The 16,756-nt window shown below is 71.7% G+C and carries 15 protein-coding genes; 2 read left to right on the forward strand and 13 right to left on the reverse strand.

The features are described from left to right. Nucleotides 1–247: 247 nt before the first annotated feature. Both IO30_RS0134680 and IO30_RS0134685 read left to right on the forward strand, forming a co-directional pair. Nucleotides 248–1,276, forward strand: coding sequence for an aspartate-semialdehyde dehydrogenase (locus IO30_RS0134680; RefSeq protein ID WP_031149790.1), 1,029 nt, complete (start codon nt 248–250; stop codon nt 1,274–1,276). A gap of 81 nt (nt 1,277–1,357) precedes the next feature. After that, nucleotides 1,358–1,813: a GNAT family N-acetyltransferase gene (locus IO30_RS0134685; protein ID WP_031149792.1), complete on the forward strand. Its 456-nt coding sequence runs from the start codon at nt 1,358–1,360 to the stop codon at nt 1,811–1,813. On the opposite strand, the gene IO30_RS0134690 is transcribed toward IO30_RS0134685, so the two are convergent. The 13 genes from IO30_RS0134690 to IO30_RS0134750 form a co-directional block, all read right to left on the reverse strand. Then, a complete protein-coding gene (locus IO30_RS0134690) occupies nt 1,789–2,745 on the reverse strand; it encodes a hydroxyacid dehydrogenase (protein ID WP_051902783.1) in 957 nt (318 codons plus the stop codon). The two genes, IO30_RS0134685 and IO30_RS0134690, sit on opposite strands and share 25 nt — an antisense overlap. An 81-nt stretch (nt 2,746–2,826) precedes the next feature. Next, on the reverse strand, nt 2,827–3,969 hold the full coding sequence (locus tag IO30_RS0134695) for an iron-containing redox enzyme family protein (protein WP_031149796.1): 1,143 nt from the start codon (nt 3,967–3,969) through the stop codon (nt 2,827–2,829). A 120-nt stretch (nt 3,970–4,089) separates the two neighbouring features. Further along, on the reverse strand, nt 4,090–5,100 hold the full coding sequence (gene sbnB / locus IO30_RS0134700) for a 2,3-diaminopropionate biosynthesis protein SbnB (RefSeq protein ID WP_031149798.1): 1,011 nt from the start codon (nt 5,098–5,100) through the stop codon (nt 4,090–4,092). A 15-nt stretch (nt 5,101–5,115) separates the two neighbouring features. Continuing rightward, nucleotides 5,116–6,105, reverse strand: a complete 990-nt coding sequence (gene sbnA, locus IO30_RS0134705; protein WP_031149800.1) for a 2,3-diaminopropionate biosynthesis protein SbnA — start codon at nt 6,103–6,105, stop codon at nt 5,116–5,118. Continuing rightward, the gene (locus tag IO30_RS0134710; protein ID WP_031149801.1) at nt 6,102–7,364 is read right to left on the reverse strand and encodes an ATP-grasp domain-containing protein; all 1,263 of its coding nucleotides are present in this window, start codon (nt 7,362–7,364) and stop codon (nt 6,102–6,104) included. The genes sbnA and IO30_RS0134710 overlap by 4 nt, the downstream gene beginning before the upstream one ends. Continuing rightward, nucleotides 7,361–7,885: a flavin reductase family protein gene (locus IO30_RS0134715; RefSeq protein ID WP_078904356.1), complete on the reverse strand. Its 525-nt coding sequence runs from the start codon at nt 7,883–7,885 to the stop codon at nt 7,361–7,363. Before IO30_RS0134715 ends, IO30_RS0134710 begins: the two co-directional genes overlap by 4 nt. Nucleotides 7,886–7,998: 113 nt before the next feature. Further along, the gene (locus IO30_RS0134720; protein WP_037896048.1) at nt 7,999–9,264 is read right to left on the reverse strand and encodes an ATP-grasp domain-containing protein; all 1,266 of its coding nucleotides are present in this window, start codon (nt 9,262–9,264) and stop codon (nt 7,999–8,001) included. 63 nt (nt 9,265–9,327) lie between these two features. Next, nucleotides 9,328–10,569 carry an ATP-grasp domain-containing protein gene (locus IO30_RS0134725; RefSeq protein ID WP_031149807.1) on the reverse strand — a complete coding sequence of 414 codons (1,242 nt, stop codon included), beginning with the start codon at nt 10,567–10,569 and terminating at the stop codon, nt 9,328–9,330. A 41-nt stretch (nt 10,570–10,610) separates the two neighbouring features. Continuing rightward, entirely contained in the window at nt 10,611–11,867 is a 1,257-nt protein-coding gene (locus IO30_RS0134730) for an MFS transporter (protein WP_031149809.1), read from the reverse strand. Beyond that, nucleotides 11,867–12,976, reverse strand: coding sequence for an LLM class flavin-dependent oxidoreductase (locus tag IO30_RS0134735; protein WP_051902784.1), 1,110 nt, complete (start codon nt 12,974–12,976; stop codon nt 11,867–11,869). Before IO30_RS0134735 ends, IO30_RS0134730 begins: the two co-directional genes overlap by 1 nt. Before the next feature lie 307 nt (nt 12,977–13,283). Beyond that, a complete protein-coding gene (locus IO30_RS0134740; protein ID WP_051902785.1) occupies nt 13,284–14,048 on the reverse strand; it encodes a thioesterase II family protein in 765 nt (254 codons plus the stop codon). A 48-nt stretch (nt 14,049–14,096) separates the two neighbouring features. Then, nucleotides 14,097–15,404 (reverse strand): MFS transporter, encoded by a 1,308-nt coding sequence (locus IO30_RS0134745; RefSeq protein WP_051902786.1) that lies wholly within the window; start codon nt 15,402–15,404, stop codon nt 14,097–14,099. Further along, complete coding sequence (locus tag IO30_RS0134750) at nt 15,401–16,693, reverse strand: ATP-grasp domain-containing protein (RefSeq protein WP_078904908.1); 1,293 nt, start codon at nt 16,691–16,693, stop codon at nt 15,401–15,403. Before IO30_RS0134750 ends, IO30_RS0134745 begins: the two co-directional genes overlap by 4 nt. Nucleotides 16,694–16,756 lie beyond the last annotated feature (63 nt).

Below are 16,756 nucleotides of genomic sequence, written 5' to 3' on the forward strand. Positions count from 1 at the left end.
CGGTCTGACGGATCGGTCTGCGGTCTGCCACGTCCGGACTCCGGACGCGACTGACCGGACGGTAACCAGCTCTGACCTGGCAAAACGGACTTCCGGGGAGGCTGCAACACTCCCGCCACGGAGACGTCACAGGGGTTCACATCCACAACATCGTCCGTTCCTCGGACAATGGATTGGACAAGGCTCGTGGGGTCGAACGCATGATGGCTTCACGCGCGCCCGCGTCGTACGTACCAAAGGAGTCACCGTGAGGGTCGGAATCGTCGGAGCCACCGGACAGGTCGGCGGAGTCATGCGCGGCATCCTCGCCGAGCGCAAGTTCCCGGTGGACGAGCTGCGGCTGTTCGCCTCGGCCCGTTCCGCGGGCTCCACCCTCACGTGGGAGGGCCAGGAGATCACCATCGAGGACGCCTCCACGGCCGACTACTCCGGCCTGGACATCGTGCTGTTCTCCGCGGGCGGCGCCACCTCCAAGGCCCTCGCCGAGAAGGTCGCCTCCCAGGGCGCCGTGGTGATCGACAACTCCTCCGCCTGGCGCAAGGACCCCGAGGTCCCCCTCGTCGTGTCCGAGGTCAACCCGGACGCGGTCAGGAACCGCCCCAAGGGCATCATCGCGAACCCGAACTGCACCACCATGGCCGCGATGCCGGTGCTGCGCCCGCTGCACGACGAGGCCGGCCTGTCCGCGCTGATCGCCACCACCTACCAGGCCGTCTCCGGCTCGGGCGTGGCCGGTGTCGCCGAGCTGCGCACCCAGGCCTGCGCGGTCGCCGAGAAGGCCGACCAGCTGGCCTTCGACGGCGAGTCCGTCGACTTCCCCGAGCCCGCGGTCTACAAGCGTCCGATCGCCTTCAACGTGGTGCCGCTCGCCGGTTCCATCGTGGACGACGGCTCCTTCGAGACCGACGAGGAGCAGAAGCTCCGCAACGAGTCCCGCAAGATCCTCGGCATCCCCGGGCTCAAGGTCTCCGGCACCTGCGTGCGCGTTCCGGTCTTCTCCGGCCACTCGCTCCAGATCAACGCCCGCTTCGAGCGTCCGATCAGCGTCGAGCGGGCCTACGAGCTCCTCGCGGACGCCCCGGGCGTCATCCTGTCGGACATCCCGACCCCGCTCCAGGCCGCGGGCAAGGACGCCTCGTACGTGGGCCGCATCCGCGCCGACGAGACCGCGGACAACGGCCTCGCGCTGTTCCTCTCCAACGACAACCTGCGCAAGGGCGCGGCCCTGAACGCGGTCCAGATCGCGGAGCTGGTGGCCGAGGAGCTGCGCGGCTGATCCCGCGGCACGGCGGAGGGCCGGCGCCCGTCACGGGCGCCGGCCCTCCTTCTCGTAGTCCCCACCATGGAAGTGATGCACATGTCCCAGATCACCGTCCGCGCCGCCCGGCCCGGGGACTTCCCCCAGTGGCGCGCCCTGTACCGCGGCTACGCGGACTTCTACCGGGTGGAGCAGACCGAGGAGGCCGCCGGGACGGTCTGGGCGTGGGTGAACGACCCCGCCCACGAGGTGGGCGCGCTCGTCGCCGAGGACGCCGAGGGCCGCCTCGTCGGCCTGGCCCACTACCGCCCGTTCGCCCGGCCGCTGTCGGCGACCGTCGGCTGTTTCCTCGACGACCTGTTCGTGGCGCCGGAACACCGCGGTTCGGGCGCCGCCGACCTGCTGCTCGGCGCGCTGCGCGAGATCGCCGCCGAGCGCGGCTGGAGCGTCGTGCGGTGGATCACCGCCGACGACAACCACCGGGCGAGGGCCAAGTACGACCAGGTCGCCACGCGGACCATGTGGGTCACCTACGACATGGCGCCCGGCCTCTGATCCTCGCCAGGGGCGCTGCCCGCCAGCACCTGGCGTACCGCGTCCACGGCCTCCCGGCCCGCGCGTTCCTGGGCCTGCGCCGTGCCCGCGCCGATGTGCGGGGTGGCGATCACCGTGGGGAGCCCCAGGAGGGGTGAGGAGAGCGGCGGTTCGAACTCGAACACGTCCAGTGCCGCCCCCGCGATGCGGCCCTCCTTCAGCGCCCGGGCGAGCGCGAACTCGTCCACGATGCCGCCGCGCGCCGTGTTGACCAGGCGCAGCGAGGGCTTGGCCCAGGCGAGCTCCCGCTCGCCGATCAGGCCGCGGGTGGCGTCGGTCAGCGGTACGTGGACGGTCAGGACGTCGCTCTCCCGGAGCAGCTCCTCCAGGGACACGGCCCGCGCGCCGGTGCGCTCCAGGGCGTCGGCCCGTACGTGCGGATCGTGGGCCAGGACGCGCATGTCGAAGGCGCGCAGCCGGGCCGCGACGAGCTCGCCGACCTTGCCGAGGCCGAGGATGCCCGCGGTGCGGCCCGCCAGTTCGACGCCCTGGAAGTCGACGCGCCGCCACTGGCCCGCGTGGACGGACGCGGAGGCCGCAGCCAGGGGGCGGGCCAGGGCGATGACGAGTCCGACGGTGAGCTCGGCGACGCTGACCACGTTGGAGTACGGGGCGTTGGCCACGGTGACGCCCGCGCGGGCGGCCGCCTCCACGTCGACGTTGTCCAGGCCCACACCGGCGCGGGCCACGACCCGCAGCAGCGGGGCCGCGTCGAAGACCTCCTGGTCGACCCGGGTGGCGCTGCGTACGAGCAGGGCGGACGCCTCGGGGACGGCGGCCAGCAGCTCCCGGCGGTCGGAGCCGGTGCAGTGGCGCACGTCGAACTCCGGGGCGAGCTCCGCGGTCAGGTGCGCGGGGAGCGGGTCCGCGACGAGGACGACGGGTGGGGGCACTTCTCTTCCTTCCGGGTGGGCGGGGCGGGCGACGGGGCCGGGCCGCGGCGCCGTCGCCCGCCCGCTGCTGCGGGGCCTTCGTCAGGCCGTGGCGGCGGTGGCGGCGTCGGCGGCCGGCATGGCGCGCAGGAAGCCGAGCATGCGGTCGAACTGGCGCCGGCCCGTCTCCGAGGCCAGGTGCGCGCCGTACACGATGTCCTTGATCTCACCGGGGGCGAGCTCCGGGCGCTGCAGGCGCATGCCGTCGGACAGTTCGCGGCTGTGCCGGGGGTCGATCGCCACGTGCGCGGTGAAGTAGATGCGCATCTCGTCGTCGAGGAGCCCGACGCGGGTCATGCCCTCCAGGATGCGCACGAAGTGCGGCTCGACCCAGCTCTCGAAGACCAGGAAGCAGCCGTACGCCATCATCTTGCGCGCGGGGCGGGTGAGCAGCGCGGCGTTGATGTTGGAGGTCAGCTTGCCGAACCAGGGGTGGCCCTGGCGGTACTCGTCGAGGGTGTTCCAGCCGTCCTCGGTGGCCTCCAGCAGGCGCCGCAGCCAGTAGGTGTGGAAGTTCTCCAGCTTGCCGCGGCCGCACTCGTCCCAGAGGTTGGCGGCGGCGACGGCCTTCTGCATGCCCTGCAGCCCGACCACGAGGAGGGCGACCTCGTCGTCGACGACCTCGTTGCGGATCGTCTCGCAGAGCAGGAAGCGCTCGATCTGCTCGCGCGAGGCCTCGTCGCGGATGAAGTCGAAGAGGGGGTGGACCACGCCGGGGTTGGTGGCCGCGAGCTCGTCGAGGTGGTCGGCGGCGGCCAGCTGGTCGGCGAACTCGGGGAGGTCGCCGACGGCGGCCCAGTGGTCGAACAGCTCGCGTTCCAGGGCGATCTTGGCGGCGAACTGGGCGATCTCCGCGGCGTCGTCGGTGTGCCGGGTGAAGGCGCCGTCGCGGTACCCGAAGGAGTGCGCGTAGATGGAGCCGAGGTGGGTGTGGAGGAAGCGGCCCTGCGCCTCGGGGTCGTGCCGCAGGCCTTCCAGGACCGCCTGCTGCTTCTCGGGCGTGGCGGCGAGGAAGTCGGTCAGCTCGGCGTCGAAGCCCTCGAAGTGCTCGACCGGCGGCCAGTAGTGCTCGTACAGGCTCAGCGCCTCGTCGGCGGGCGTCTTGAGGCTGCTGCGGGTGAGGGAGGAGGGCTTCTGCTGCTTGATCGCGCGCTCGGAGGCGGTGGTCACGGTGGTGTCGGTCATCTGGGGTCGTTCCTTGGCTAGGTGGTTCGAAGGGTGGGGTGCGGGCCGGTCAGGCGGTGCGGGCCGGTCAGGCGGCGCAGGGCGGGCGCGGGCCGCCCGGGACCTGCTCGGGGTGGCCGGTCACCCCCATCGGCGGGTTTCCCCGAAGAAGTCCGCGACGGAGGTCGCCTGCCCGGTCTCGACGGCGCGGCGGTGCACGTAGGCGCCGACGGCGAGGTCGAGGACGCCCAGTCCGAACGGCGAGAAGATGCGGGGTCGGTCGGCGGCCAGGGTGAGTCCGCCCTCGATGACCTCGGCCAGCACGCCGGAGACGAAGTCGCGGTTGCCGCTCTTGAGTTCGGCGAGGTGCGGGGAGGTGCGGGCGGTCAGGCAGTGGTCGATGTCGTCCAGCACGTTGTACGAGGACAGGACGAGGTCGGCGGAGATGTCGCGCAGGGAGACGTTGAGGACCACCTGGCCGGGGGCGAAGGAGTCGGGGTCGGTGACGTAGGGCTCGGCGGCCGTGGTCGCCAGGACCACCACGTCGGCGCCCTTCAGGGCGTCGCCGAGGCCTTCGGAGACGGCCGCGGGGTGGCCGAGCTCCTCGCGGATGTGCGCGGCCAGCGATCCGGCGTACTCGGGCACCTGGTCGTACAGGGCGAACTCGCCGACGGTCCAGCCCTCGGCGTCGAAGAACTCGACGATGTTGCGGGCGATGATGCCGGAGCCGACCACGGCGATCTTCGCGGCCTCGGTCCGGCCGAGCAGCCGGGCCGCGCCCAGGACGGCGGAGGCCGCGGTGCGGGCCGCGCTGATCTGGGAGGCCTCCAGGCAGGCGAAGGGGTAGCCGGTGGCGTAGTCGTTGAGCAGCAGGACGGCCGACGCCCGGGGAATGTTGCTCTGGATGTTCTCGGGGAAGCTGCCGATCCACTTGATCCCGGCCACGTCGACGTCGCCGCCCAGGTAGGCGGGGAGGGCGATGATCCGCGCGCTCGGCCGGTCGGGGAAGCGCAGGAAGTAGCTGTTGGGGTTCACCGAGTCGCCCCGGTGGTGGGCCAGGTAGGCGTCGCGGACCACCGAGACCAGGTCCGAGCGGGACTCACTGATGATCTTGCGGGCGGTGGTGCCGCCCACCACGTCGAACTCGAACATGCTGGTGCACTGCTCCTAAAGCGGGACGGGAAGTGGGGGCCGGCCGGCGGCGTCGAGCGCCTCGGCGCCGAAACGCGCCGCCACCCAGGTGTCGTTGTAGACGGTGGACAGATAGCGGTCACCGAGGTCGGGCGAGAGCGCCACGACCCGTGACCCCTCGGGGATGCTCGCGGCCCGTTCGAGCACGGCGGCCAGCACCGAGCCCGTCGAACCGCCGACGAGGACGCCGTGGCGGCGGGCCACGGCCCGGCAGGCGCGGACCGCGTCCCTCTCGTCGATCAGGACGACCTCGTCGAGCAGGTGCGGCTCCAGCAGTTCCGGACGCCGGCTGGTGCCGAGCCCGGGGATGTACCGGGGCCGGCTGGGTCCGCCGAAGGTGACGGAGCCCTCCGTGTCGACGGCGATGATGCGGGTGGCGGGCGAGAAGCGGCGGAAGTACTCCGCGCATCCCATGAGGGTCCCGGTGGTTCCCGCTCCGACGAACAGGTAGTCGACCGCGCCGATCTTGGCCATGGTGGACGCGGCGGTGCGTATCGAATGGATGCGGGGGTTCGCCTTGTTCCCGTACTGGTTGGTCCACAGCAGGGCCGGGTCGTCGGCCACCAGGCGCTCGATGAGCGCGATGCGGGAGCCGAGGAACCCGCCGTTGGGGTCCCGGCCCTCCACCACGATCACCTGGGCGCCCAGGGCCTTCATGGCCGCCACGTTCTGCGCGGACGCGTTCGGGTCGGTGACGCAGGTGAACTCGTATCCCTTGGCCGCGCACACCATGCTCAGGGCCACGCCCAGGTTGCCCGAGGAGGACTCGATGACCCGGCCGCCGGGGCCCAGGAGGCCCCGGGACTCGGCGTCGGAGATCAGCCCGACCGCCGTCTTGAGCTTGATGGAGCCGGCCGGGTTCAGGCCCTCGATCTTGAGGAAGAGCTCGCTGCCCGGCAGCTCGCCGGGCAGCCGCAGGAAGATGTCGTCCGTGATGACGTCATAGGCCTTGTCGTGAATGGTCACTCCGGTGCGTCCCTTCCCCGTGATGTCTGCGCGTGGACCTCCGTGGTGACGAGGAGGGTGCTCCGCACCTGGGCGAGCGCCTCTTCGAGCGCTTCCCGCGAGGGCGCGGCCAGCACGGCGAAGGCCGTGCGCTGTCCGGAGGAGGAGGTCGCCGCGATGCGGTCGCCGACGGCCACGGACACTCCGCAGTCCACGACGGCGGGGTGGGCGCGCACCTGCTCCAGGCCCTCGACGGCCACGACGGTGCCCGGCTCGGACACGACGAAGTGGCTCGCCGCGTACCGGACGGGGGCCTGCGGAGCCGGCGGCAGCTGCGCGCCCACGGCCAGGCGCACGACCATCTCGAACCAGTCGATCCCGTAGGCGAGCGAGCAGAGGTCCATGAGGTAGTCGCCCGGGGTACGGACCGCCACCTCCATCACCTGCGGGCCGGTCGCGGTCAGCCGGAACTCCAGGTGGACCAGGCCGGTGCGCATGCCGATCGCCTCGATGACGGACTCCCCGAGGGCGTCCACCACCGCGGCCTCCTCCGGCGGCAGCTGTACGGCCACCCGGTGGGAGACCTCGACGAAGTGCGGCGGGCCCGTCGTCTCCTTGGCGGTGAGGTTGGCGAACCACACCTTCCCGCCCTGGACCAGCGCCTCCCAGCTGTACTCGGGCCCCTGCGCGGCCGTCTCGACCAGCAGGAGGCCCTCGCCGCCGCGGCGCACCGCGGCCTCCCGGTACGCGTCCGCCCCGGGGACCAGCTCCACTCCCTCGCTGCCGGCCGAGGACAGCGGCTTGACGACGACCGGGAGACGGGCCTCGGCCCAGGGTCCGGCCTCGGTGAGGCTGCCGGTGAGCCGGTACTCGGGCTGCCCGATGCCGTGCGCCCGGAAACGGCCCCGCTGCAGCGCCTTGTTCCGTGAGATCGCCGCGGCCTGGAGGGACGGCCCGGGCAGTGCGAGGCGGTCCTGGACCAGGGCCGCCGCCAGGACGTGGGACTCGGTGAAGGCCAGTACGCCGTCCGGCCTGCGCCGCAGGGCCGCTTCGTAGGCGGATTCGGCCCACAGCTCGTCCAGGGAGCCGTAGCGGCCCTGGCTCAGCTCCAGTTCGTCCACGAGGCCGCGGGCCTCCTCGGCCCGGGTCTCGGCCTCGACGGCGCGGACGCGCAGCCCGAGCCGGTGCGCGGCCCGGACGTAGGGCCGGCCCATGAGGCCGACGCCGATCAGGAGCAGCTCGGGGTCCGGGGCGGGCTGCGCGTGGAGGTCGTCGCTCATGCGGCGGGCTCCTGCGCGGTGTTCCAGGCACCTTCGAAGAACAGCAGCGGCCGGCCCGCGTTCAGCACCCCGGCGTCCACGACCTCGCCGAGCACGACGTGGTGGTCGTCGCGGGTCAGGACGTCCGTCACCTTGCAGTCGACGTAGCCGAGGGCCTCCGACAGCACCGGGGCGCCGGTCGAGGCGGTCATCACCGGGGACCCGGAGAAGCGGTCGTCGTCGGAGCGCCAGAACCGTTCGGCCGCCGTCCGCTGGCCGTCGGCGAGGAAGCTGGCGGCGAAGAATCCGGACCTCTCGATGGACGGCCAGGTACGGGACGCGGTGCTGATGCAGAAGAGCACCGACGGCGGGGTGAGGGACACCGAGGTGAAGGAATTGACCAGTACGCCCACGGGACCCCGTTCACCCTGGGAAGCGATCACCGCGACCCCGGTCGCGAACTTGCCGAGGACACGGCGCAGGGGCGGCTTGGTGCCGGTACCGGCTGCGGGAGGGGACAAGGCCGCGGCGCTTGTCGTCATGTTCTTTGACTCCTTGAAGTCCGGTGCCCACGGGCGCCCGGGGACTGTTGGTGCGCAGGCCAGGCGGTCCCCGCCCGGCGGGGGATGCCGGGCGGGGAGCTGGGGGGCGGGGCCTACTCGTAGTGAATGGCGACGGATTCGTCGAGCCCGTCGTGGAACTCCTCGGCGTCCTCGTAGGAGTCGTGCCGGGAGAAGACGAAGCCGGGGTAACCCGAGTACTCGGGGTAGGGCAGGATGCGGTTGCCCGGGTGCAGCAGCTGGATGATGCGGTCGACCCGGGGGTCGGCCGCGGCCTCGTCCAGGCCCGCGATCCCGGTGATGAGGCCGGATCCGCCGACGGGCACGAAGTACATGGCTCCGGTGCCCACGTGCTGGACGGGCTCGTGCCAGCCGAGGGGCTCGCGGCCCATGGCGATGCGGAAGGTGTCTGCGGCGAAGTCGGCGCCGGTGACGGACTCCACGATGTGGTGGGAGGCACCGGAGGCGCCGACGCGCGCGCCCATCTCCAGCAGGTAGGCCTGCTCGCCGCGCAGGCGCAGTTCGGAGTGGGTGGGGCCGTCGGTGACGCCGAGGGCGGCGTGGGCGCCGGTGATCTGCTCGACGATGGACCGCTCGACCTCGGGGGACAGCGGGGCCGGGGCGCGGTAGACCTTCTCCTCGAAGAAGGGGCCTTCGGGGCGTCCCTTGTAGCCGATCGTGTGGATCTTCACCTGGCCCCGGTAGGACAGGGACTCGATGCAGTACTCGTCGCCGTCGAGGTACTCCTCCACGACCAGGCCCTCGAACTGCGCGGAGTCGCCGCCGTATCCGAGGTAGCGCCGGCACACCTCCCACACGGAGTTCACCGTGGTCTGGAGCTCTTCGGCCGAGTCGACCCGGGTGACGCCGAGGCTGGTGAAGCCTCCGGCGGGCTTGACCACGACGGGGAAGACGAGGTCGGCCGCGAGCTTCCAGTCCTCCGGGCCGGACAGGGCGACGTAGGCGGGCGTGTTCAGTCCGGCCTGGTCCAGGCGGCGGCGCATCTCCCGCTTGTCGCGCACCGCGAAGGAGGTCTCCTCGCTCAGGCCCGGCAGGCCCAGCGCGCGGGCCGCCTTGGCGGTGAACGGTACGGCCACGTCGAGGGCGGTGACCAGGGCGGCCAGCGGCCGTTCGCGGTGCAGCTCCTCGATGGCTGCCAGCGCTGCGGCCTCGTCCCCGAAGATGTCCAGCGCGACGGTGCGCACGACGGCGGGGGGCAGCTGCGCGGGCAGGGCCTCGTCCGGGCGCGGGTTCGGGCGGTGGATCAGGACGACGTCCACCTCCGCCCGCCGGGCGCCCTCGAACATCCAGGGCATGCCCGGCCGCTGGTAGACCAGGGCCACAAGGGGACGATCGGTCAAGGGAAACACTCCACTCCTGGGAATCGGGGTTGTGGGGCCGCTTCGACGCGGCGCGTCGTCCCGCTAGCGGGACGAGAACTCGATGCGGAAGTGCTCCATCAGATGGCGCAGATCGGCTTCCGCCTGCGCCTCGGAGTCCTGGACGACCATGCAGCGTCCGCTCTGGAGGCTGTCGTAGCCGCCGCTCGCGTCGAGCACGTCGCCCGGCTGCGGGACGAGCTCGCGCCAGACGGAGCCGGCCAGGCTGCTCATGCGGGTGGCGGAGAGCACCTCGGCGGGCAGCACGCGCGGCTTGGGCATGATCAGCCATCCGCCGGCCGGGTCACCGTCCTTCGGCGTCGCCGGGAGCGGCTTCCCGGTCAGCGACTTCAGCCACACCTCGAAGAGGTTGACGCCGAACAGCTTGTGGATGAGGTAGGGCACTTCGCCGCCGCCGATCCGGCCCGCCACCTCCAGGAAGACCAGTTCCCCGGCCTCGGTGACGAAGAGCTCCAGGTGGAAGGGCATCCCGCGCATGCCGAGCGCGGTGACGCAGCTCTGCGTGAACTGCTCGACGCGCTCACGGAGTTCGCCGCGCTGGAGGACCACCGAGCCGAGCGGTGCGCCGCCTTCGAAGGAGAGGCAGTCGTTCAGGTACCGGGAGACCACCTGGAAGACGATCTTCCCGTCGGCGTCGGCGAACCCGTCGACGTGGTGGACGGTGCCGGAGATGAACTCCTCGATCTCGTTGCCGTCGAGCTCCTGCGTCCCGCACAGGGCGCGCAGGGCCTGCTCGTCCTCGATCAGGTGCACCCCGATGCTGCCCGCCCCGTCGACCGGCTTGACGATCAGGGGGTACCCGCACGTGCCGGCGAACTCCAGCGTCTGCTCGACGCTCTCGCAGCCCGCGAAGTGCGGCACCCGCAGCCCGGCCTCGGCGAGCAGCTCCTTCATCCGGACCTTGTTGCGGTAGACGGCCACCTCCTCGGGGCCGGGGCCGGGGATGCCCAGGGCCTGGCGGACCCGGGCCACGGCGTCGAGGGTGAACTCGGACAGCGTGATGATCTGGTCCACCGGGCGGCCGACCTGCTGCACCACCTGCGTCACGGCGGCGCGCAGGTCCTCAAAGGAACTGATGTCCTCCACCTCGGCCATCGCCGCGATGCGCTCGCGCGCGGCCCGGACGCCGGTGGCACCGACCCGGTCCACCACGTAGCTGACCTGGTGCTCCTCGTGATCGATGAACTCGTCGTAGCGGGTGAGTTCGTGATCCCAGCGCACGCCCTCGGTGAACCTGGGCCACCGGTTGACGATGACGATGTGCACGTAGTGCTCCTGATCTTGGAGGGGAAGGCGGTCGCGGCGGGTCAGCCGCCCGACACGTCCGCGAGCGGACGCTGCTGCTCCGCCGCGGCGATGGCCACGTCGAACCCGCGGATGGTCAGCGGCAGGACCACCAGGCCGTACAGGGCGAGCAGCACCGCGAGGGTCCCGACGAGCAGCTGCGGGCCCAGCGAGTTGCCGAGGAAGGCGATCAGCAGTCCGCCGATCGGATAGGACAGGGTGTTGAGCAGGTAGAACGGGCCCATCACCTTGCCCAGGTGCGCCGAGGGGATGACCTTGACGCGCTGGGTGCGGTTGTAGACGTTGAAGTAGGCGACGCCCATCAGCGCCGCCACGTAGGCCGTCGCGTACAGCGCGAAGGACGGGGAGGAGGCCAGCCCCAGCAGGGAGGCGCTGAGCAGCACGAAGCCGAACACGCCCAGCGCCTTGACGTGGACCCGCTTCAGCAGCAGGGGCACCAGCATCAGGTTCAGCAGGCCGGTGACCCCCACCAGGGTGTTGAGCAGGGCGAACGAGGACTCCGGCGCCTTGAAGACATCGGTGACCACGGCCGCGTTGACGCTCAGAGCGGTGGCGAAGGCCAGGTTGATCGAGAAGTTGATGCTGACCAGCAGCACGACCGGCTTGTTGCGGATCAGCAGGGACCAGCCGAGGCGCAGTTCGGCCACGGTCGCGGCCGCGCTGCCCGGGTTGGGCTGGCGCTCGCCCCGCGGCAGCGGCAGCCAGCACAGGGCCGACAGCGCGCACAGCGTCGCGGCGATGCCCAGCAGCCACAGCTTCCCCATGACCGCCGCCCCGAGCACGGCCAGCGCCGGCCCGAGGGCCATGGCCAGCAGCTCCATGTTCTGTACGAGGGACTGCGTACGGGCCACCTTCTCGCCCTTGGCCAGCAGCAGCACCGCCTTCTCCACCGACAGCCGGATCGGTGCCATCAGCAGCGACATGAACACGGCCCCGGCCATCAGCGCCGGAGTGGTCCACGAGGGCGATATCGCGCAGGCGGCCAGGACGAGGAGCAGGACGACGGCGCGCCCCGCGTTCACCCGGGAGAAGAGCCGGGGCCCGCCGTCACGGTCGGCGATCAGGCCGGCGAAGGGGAAGGCGAGCAGGCCCGGCAGCCACTCCAGCGCGAAGGAGATGCCCAGTACGGAGATGTCCTTGGTGTCCTGGAAGATCAGCAGCGGCACGGCGAACATGACCACCTGCTCGGCGACCAGGCCGAGCAGCACACCCGTACCGAAGAGCAGGAACCGTGCACGCTCGCGCGCCGGCCCCGCCATCAGTTCACCGCACCGGCGGCACCGGACTGCGCGGTCTCGGCTTCTGCGGCCTCCGCGGCCTCCGCCTCGCGCTGCCTGACCAGCGGCAGCACGTGCGCGTAGAAGATCCGCATCTCCTCGCGGGACGGCCAGCCGGAGAAGATGAACTCGCTGACGCCCGCGGCCTTGTATTCGAGGATGTAGTCCGCGACCTCCTCGTAGCTGCCGACGATGCACAGCGCCGGGCCGCCCCGGTAGGCGACGGCGCCCGACCACAGGTAGGGCGAGAGCCAGTCGTCGCCGGAGGAGTCGGCGAGCCGGAAGGAGTTCTTCACCGCTTCCGAGTCGCAGGTGGCCAGGAAGTCGGCGATGAACTTGCGGTGCTTCTCGTCGGGCTCGCGCATCATCTCCGCGACCTGCGCCAGCGCGTCCTCGCGGGTCCGCCGGGCCAGGACCTGCATCCGCAGGCCCACCGCGGTGCCCTGCTCCAGGACGGGCGCCGCGGCCTTGGCGATCTCCTCCGGGGTGTCGGCGTACCGCAGCCAGCAGTCCCCGTGCCGCACGGCGGTCTGCTGGGCCACACCCGAGGCGCCGCTGATGTAGACGCGGGGACGGCCGCCGCCCTTGTACCCGAGGCCCAGCTGGGCGTTCTCGATGCGGTAGTGCTTCCCGTCGTAGGTGAGCGGGCCGTTGTTCTCCCACAGGCCGTGCAGGATCTCCAGGAATTCGTCGGCCCGCTCGTAGCGTGCGTCGTGGTCGAGGAAATCGCCGTAGTAGGCCTGCTCCATCGGCGAGATGCCCGCCACCAGATTCAGGTTGACCCGGTTGTCCGACATCCACGAAACGGTGTTGATGACCTGGGTGAACAACGTGGGCGACAGCAGGCCCGGACGGTACGCCAGAAGGAGGTTGATCCGGTCCGTCAGGTGCGAGAGCGCACCGAGCATGGGAAGCGGGTCGGGCATGTGATAGCTGATCGCCATCAGCAGGGAATCGACACCGATTTCCTCCGCCTCCTTGACGAACGACACGATGCCGTCGAAGTCGAGACTTCCCGCGTCGTACTGTCCGGAGGCCTTCTTCTGACCGCTCTCCAGCGGGGAGCACCAATGGAACCGCAACTCGCTCACGCGTGACCTCTGTCGTCAAAAAAAGGGGGGGGTGATTCACGGAAGTGGGCAGAAAGCCCGAAGAGGGTCCCGTTCGACATCGCCTGGACCGTTGCACGGAAGGGCCGGCGGTACGGGGCAGCGGCCGCCATGAAGAAATGGCGGACGGCGGGAACGCAAAGACTCCTCGCACGAAGGAAGAGCCGGCGCCCACTCGCACCGGAGATTATCCTGCCGGAAGTGGCCGCCGAATATCAAGACTTCACTGCGAGACCCGAGTCACAGGAATTCCTTCGAAGTCCGGGGCCACCACCCGCATTTGGCCGGATCACTCGAATGCGCGGCCGGAAACTCCCGCGAAGGGAAGGCCCGCGAGCAGTTCTCCGATCACCCGTTCCGGCTGCTCGGAGAGATAGAAGTGGCCGCCGGTGAACTCCACCACCTCGCACGGTCCCGAGGTCCGCCCGCCCCACGCGGCCGCCCCCTCCGGGGACAGCTCGACGTCCTCCAGGCCGACGAACACGCTGACCGGACAGGACAGCAGCTCGCCGGGGCGCGGCCGGTAGCGGGACAGCAGCTCGTAGTCGCCCCGGATGACGGGCAGCACCATCTCCCGCATCTCGGGCAGGGCGAGCAGCTCCGGATCGATCCCGCCAAGCCCGGCCAGTTCGGCGCACAGCTCGTCGTCCGTCATCACGTGCTGCCCGCCGTCGCTCCGGTGGCCCGGGGCCCCGCAGGCCGAGGCGAACAGCCCGACGGGGGCCGGGAGGCCCATCTGCTGGACCCGCAGGACGAGTTCGTAGCCGACCAGGGCCCCCATGCTGTGGCCGAAGACCGCCCAGGGACGGTCCAGCCAGGGGACCAGCTCGGTCACGAAGCCGGCCGCCATGTCCGCGATCGAGGCCGGCCAGGGGTCGTCGATCCGGTCGAGCCGCCCGGGCGGGCAGGCGACGACCAGCTCGACCTCGGGCGGCAGCAGCTGCGCCCACTCCTGGTACAGGCTCTGCGAACCGCCCGCGTGCGGCAGGCACAGGAGGCGCACGGCCGCCCCCGGCCGGGGGTTCGGGCGGCGCAGGACCCTGCTCTCGGCCATGATCCGGTCAACTCCTCGTCTCACTGGTGGGTCATCGTGTGCCGTGCCTCAGCCGGCGGGGGCCGCGGCCGGGTCCGGCTGCGCGCCGGTGCGCAGGGCGGGCCGCTTCTCGGCCGCCCTGGCCAGCGGGCCCACCGCGATGCCGGCGAGGACGAAGACGATGCCGAGCACCACCCATCCCGTGGTGCCGGTGCCGATCACGCCGACCGTGACGATGGTGGGCCCGAGCACGAACTGGGCGCTCGTGCCCAGGTTGAAGGTGGCCAGGTACTCGGCCCGGGAGCGGTCGGGGGCCAGGGAGTACGACAGGCCCCAGCCGCCCGCGGACTGGTAGAGCTCGCCCGCGGTGAGCAGGACGAGCCCGAGGACCAGCAGGGCGACGACCGCGGCCACGGGCAGGTCGTAGCCCGCCAGGGCGAACAGCGCACAGGAGCCCACGAGGGCCACCGCCGCCTTGTGCATCGCCCGGATTCCGCCCGCCACGTTCTCCGTACCGGCCGAGGCCCGCACCTGGAAGACGACGGCGAGCACGGTGTTGACGACCAGCAGCAGGCCGACCAGGGCCTTGGGCGCCGAGGTGTGCTCGCTCACCCACAGCGGTACGCCGATGCCGAGCAGCGCCATGTGCAGGACCAGTACGCCGTTGGCCGCCGACACGGCGACGTAGCGCAGGTCGCGCAGGGCGACGAGCCGCAGCGGAGACTTCCTGGACTTCGGCTCGCCCGGGGTGGCCGGCTGGTTCAGGGTGAGCCTGCTCAGCAGCAGCGCGGCGAGGACGAACGACGCCGCGTTGCCCAGGACGATCGCGCTGAACGCGGCGCGGGTGCCCACCGCGATGGCGAGGCTGGCGAGCAGCCCGCCGAGGGTGAAGCCCACGTTGAAGACGACGCGCATGCGGGCCATCATCGCGACGCGCCCGTCGGCACCGGCCATCTGCTCGGCGAGGGCCTGGTAGATCGGGAACACGGCCTGCTCACCGACGCCGAGGAAGGCCGCGATGAGCAGGAAGCTGAGGAAGTCGTCGGCGAAGACGTACGCGGTGAAGCCGACGGCCCGGTAGATGTTCAGGAAGGCCAGGAGCCTGCGGGGGGTCCAGCGGTCCGCCAGCCATCCGATGACCGGCTGGGCGGCGAGCCCGAGCACACCGGCGATGGACAGACCGATGCCCACCTGGGCCACGGTCAGTCCCACGACGGTGGTGAAGAACAGCGCCGAGCCCGCCAGGTACATGCCCGTACCGATGGCGTCGATCAGGCCGATCGCGAGGAAGGCGACCCCGCCCTTGACGGCGGCCGGGCCGAGCAGCGACTCGCGCAGGCGGGCGATGCGGCCGCCCTGCGCCTGCCCGGCGCTCACCGTGCGGCCCCGGCGTCCGCCGCGTCAACGGCGTCCGCCGCGTCCACGGCGATGTGGACGGCGGCGGCCGCTTCGTCGGCGGCCGCCCTGGCCGCGGTGTGGTCCGCGGCGAGCAGCATGATCTCGCCGACCCGGTCCCACGAGGAGCGGAGTTCGGCCACCTGGTCCCCGGGGGCCACGGCGACGGCGGCGCGCAGCACGCCGGGCCGCTGCTGCACCTCCTCGATCCCCGTCACGGCCGTCACCGTGCCCGCGGGGGCGGTGAGGAAGCGGATGGCCGCGGCCATCGGGGCCCCGCCGGGCAGCCGCGGGCTGCCGCCCGCGAGCAGTTCCACCAGGGTGCGGATGACGTTGCCGCCGTACGCCGCGTCGAGGAGGAAGGTGATCGAGTCGCCGGGCACCCGTCCCGCGCATTCGATGAGGACCGGGCCCTCCTCGCCGAGCATCCACTCGGCGTGCAGGATGCCGGTGTCGTAGCCGACGGCCGCGACGAGCCGCGTCATGGCGTCCTCGAAGCCCTGCTGCACCTCGTCCGGGAGTCCGGCGGGGACGACGTGGCCCAGCTCGACCGGGTAGCGGCCGCCGGCCGTGAGCTTGTCGGTGACGTTCAGGAACACGATCCGCCCGCCGCGCACGAGGGCCTCGACGCTGTACTCGTGGCCGTGCAGCCGGCGTTCGGCCATGTACCGCCAGGCCAGCTCCCGGTCGGGCAGCATCAGGTCGTCGCGGGCGGAGACGGTCAGCTCCCAGGCGGCGGCGATGTCGTCGCCCGCCTCCAGCAGCTGCACGCCGAGGGAGGCGTGCCGGTTCGCGGGCTTGAGGACGACCGGTCCGCCGTCCGCGAACCTCTCGGCGTCCGCGGGGCCGAACACCTCGGTCCACTCGGGGTTGTGCAGGCCGGCCGCCCGCGCGGCGGCCCGCAGCTCCAGCTTGTCGGTCAGCGCGGCCGCGGCCTTGGCTCCGGCGCCGGGCCTCCCCCACCGTTCGGCGAGCACGGCCGCGCCGTGTACGCCGTACTCCAGGCCGGCGATGACGAGGGCGACGGGCTCTCCCGCCAGGTGCTCCTCGACGGCCGCGACGAGCGCCAGGTCCTGGTGGTACGGGGCCTCGACCACGGAGGCGACGCAGCGCAGCTCGGCAGCGGCCTCGTGGACCGTGCGCTTGCGGATGATGTCGGGGTCCTCCACCACCACCACGCTGTTCTCCGGCAGGAACTGCTCCATCTGGTTCAGCAGCAGCTTGCCGAAGCCGACCATGACCACCCGGCCGGGGGGGAGTTCCATCTGCATGGGATCTTCTCTCTGTTGAGGGGGCGCAGCGGCAGGACGGGCGCCCCGGAGCCGGGGCTCCGG

The sequence above is a fragment of the Streptomyces xanthophaeus genome, assembly GCF_000725805.1.
In the GTDB taxonomy this organism is placed as follows: Bacteria; Actinomycetota; Actinomycetes; order Streptomycetales; family Streptomycetaceae; genus Streptomyces; species Streptomyces xanthophaeus.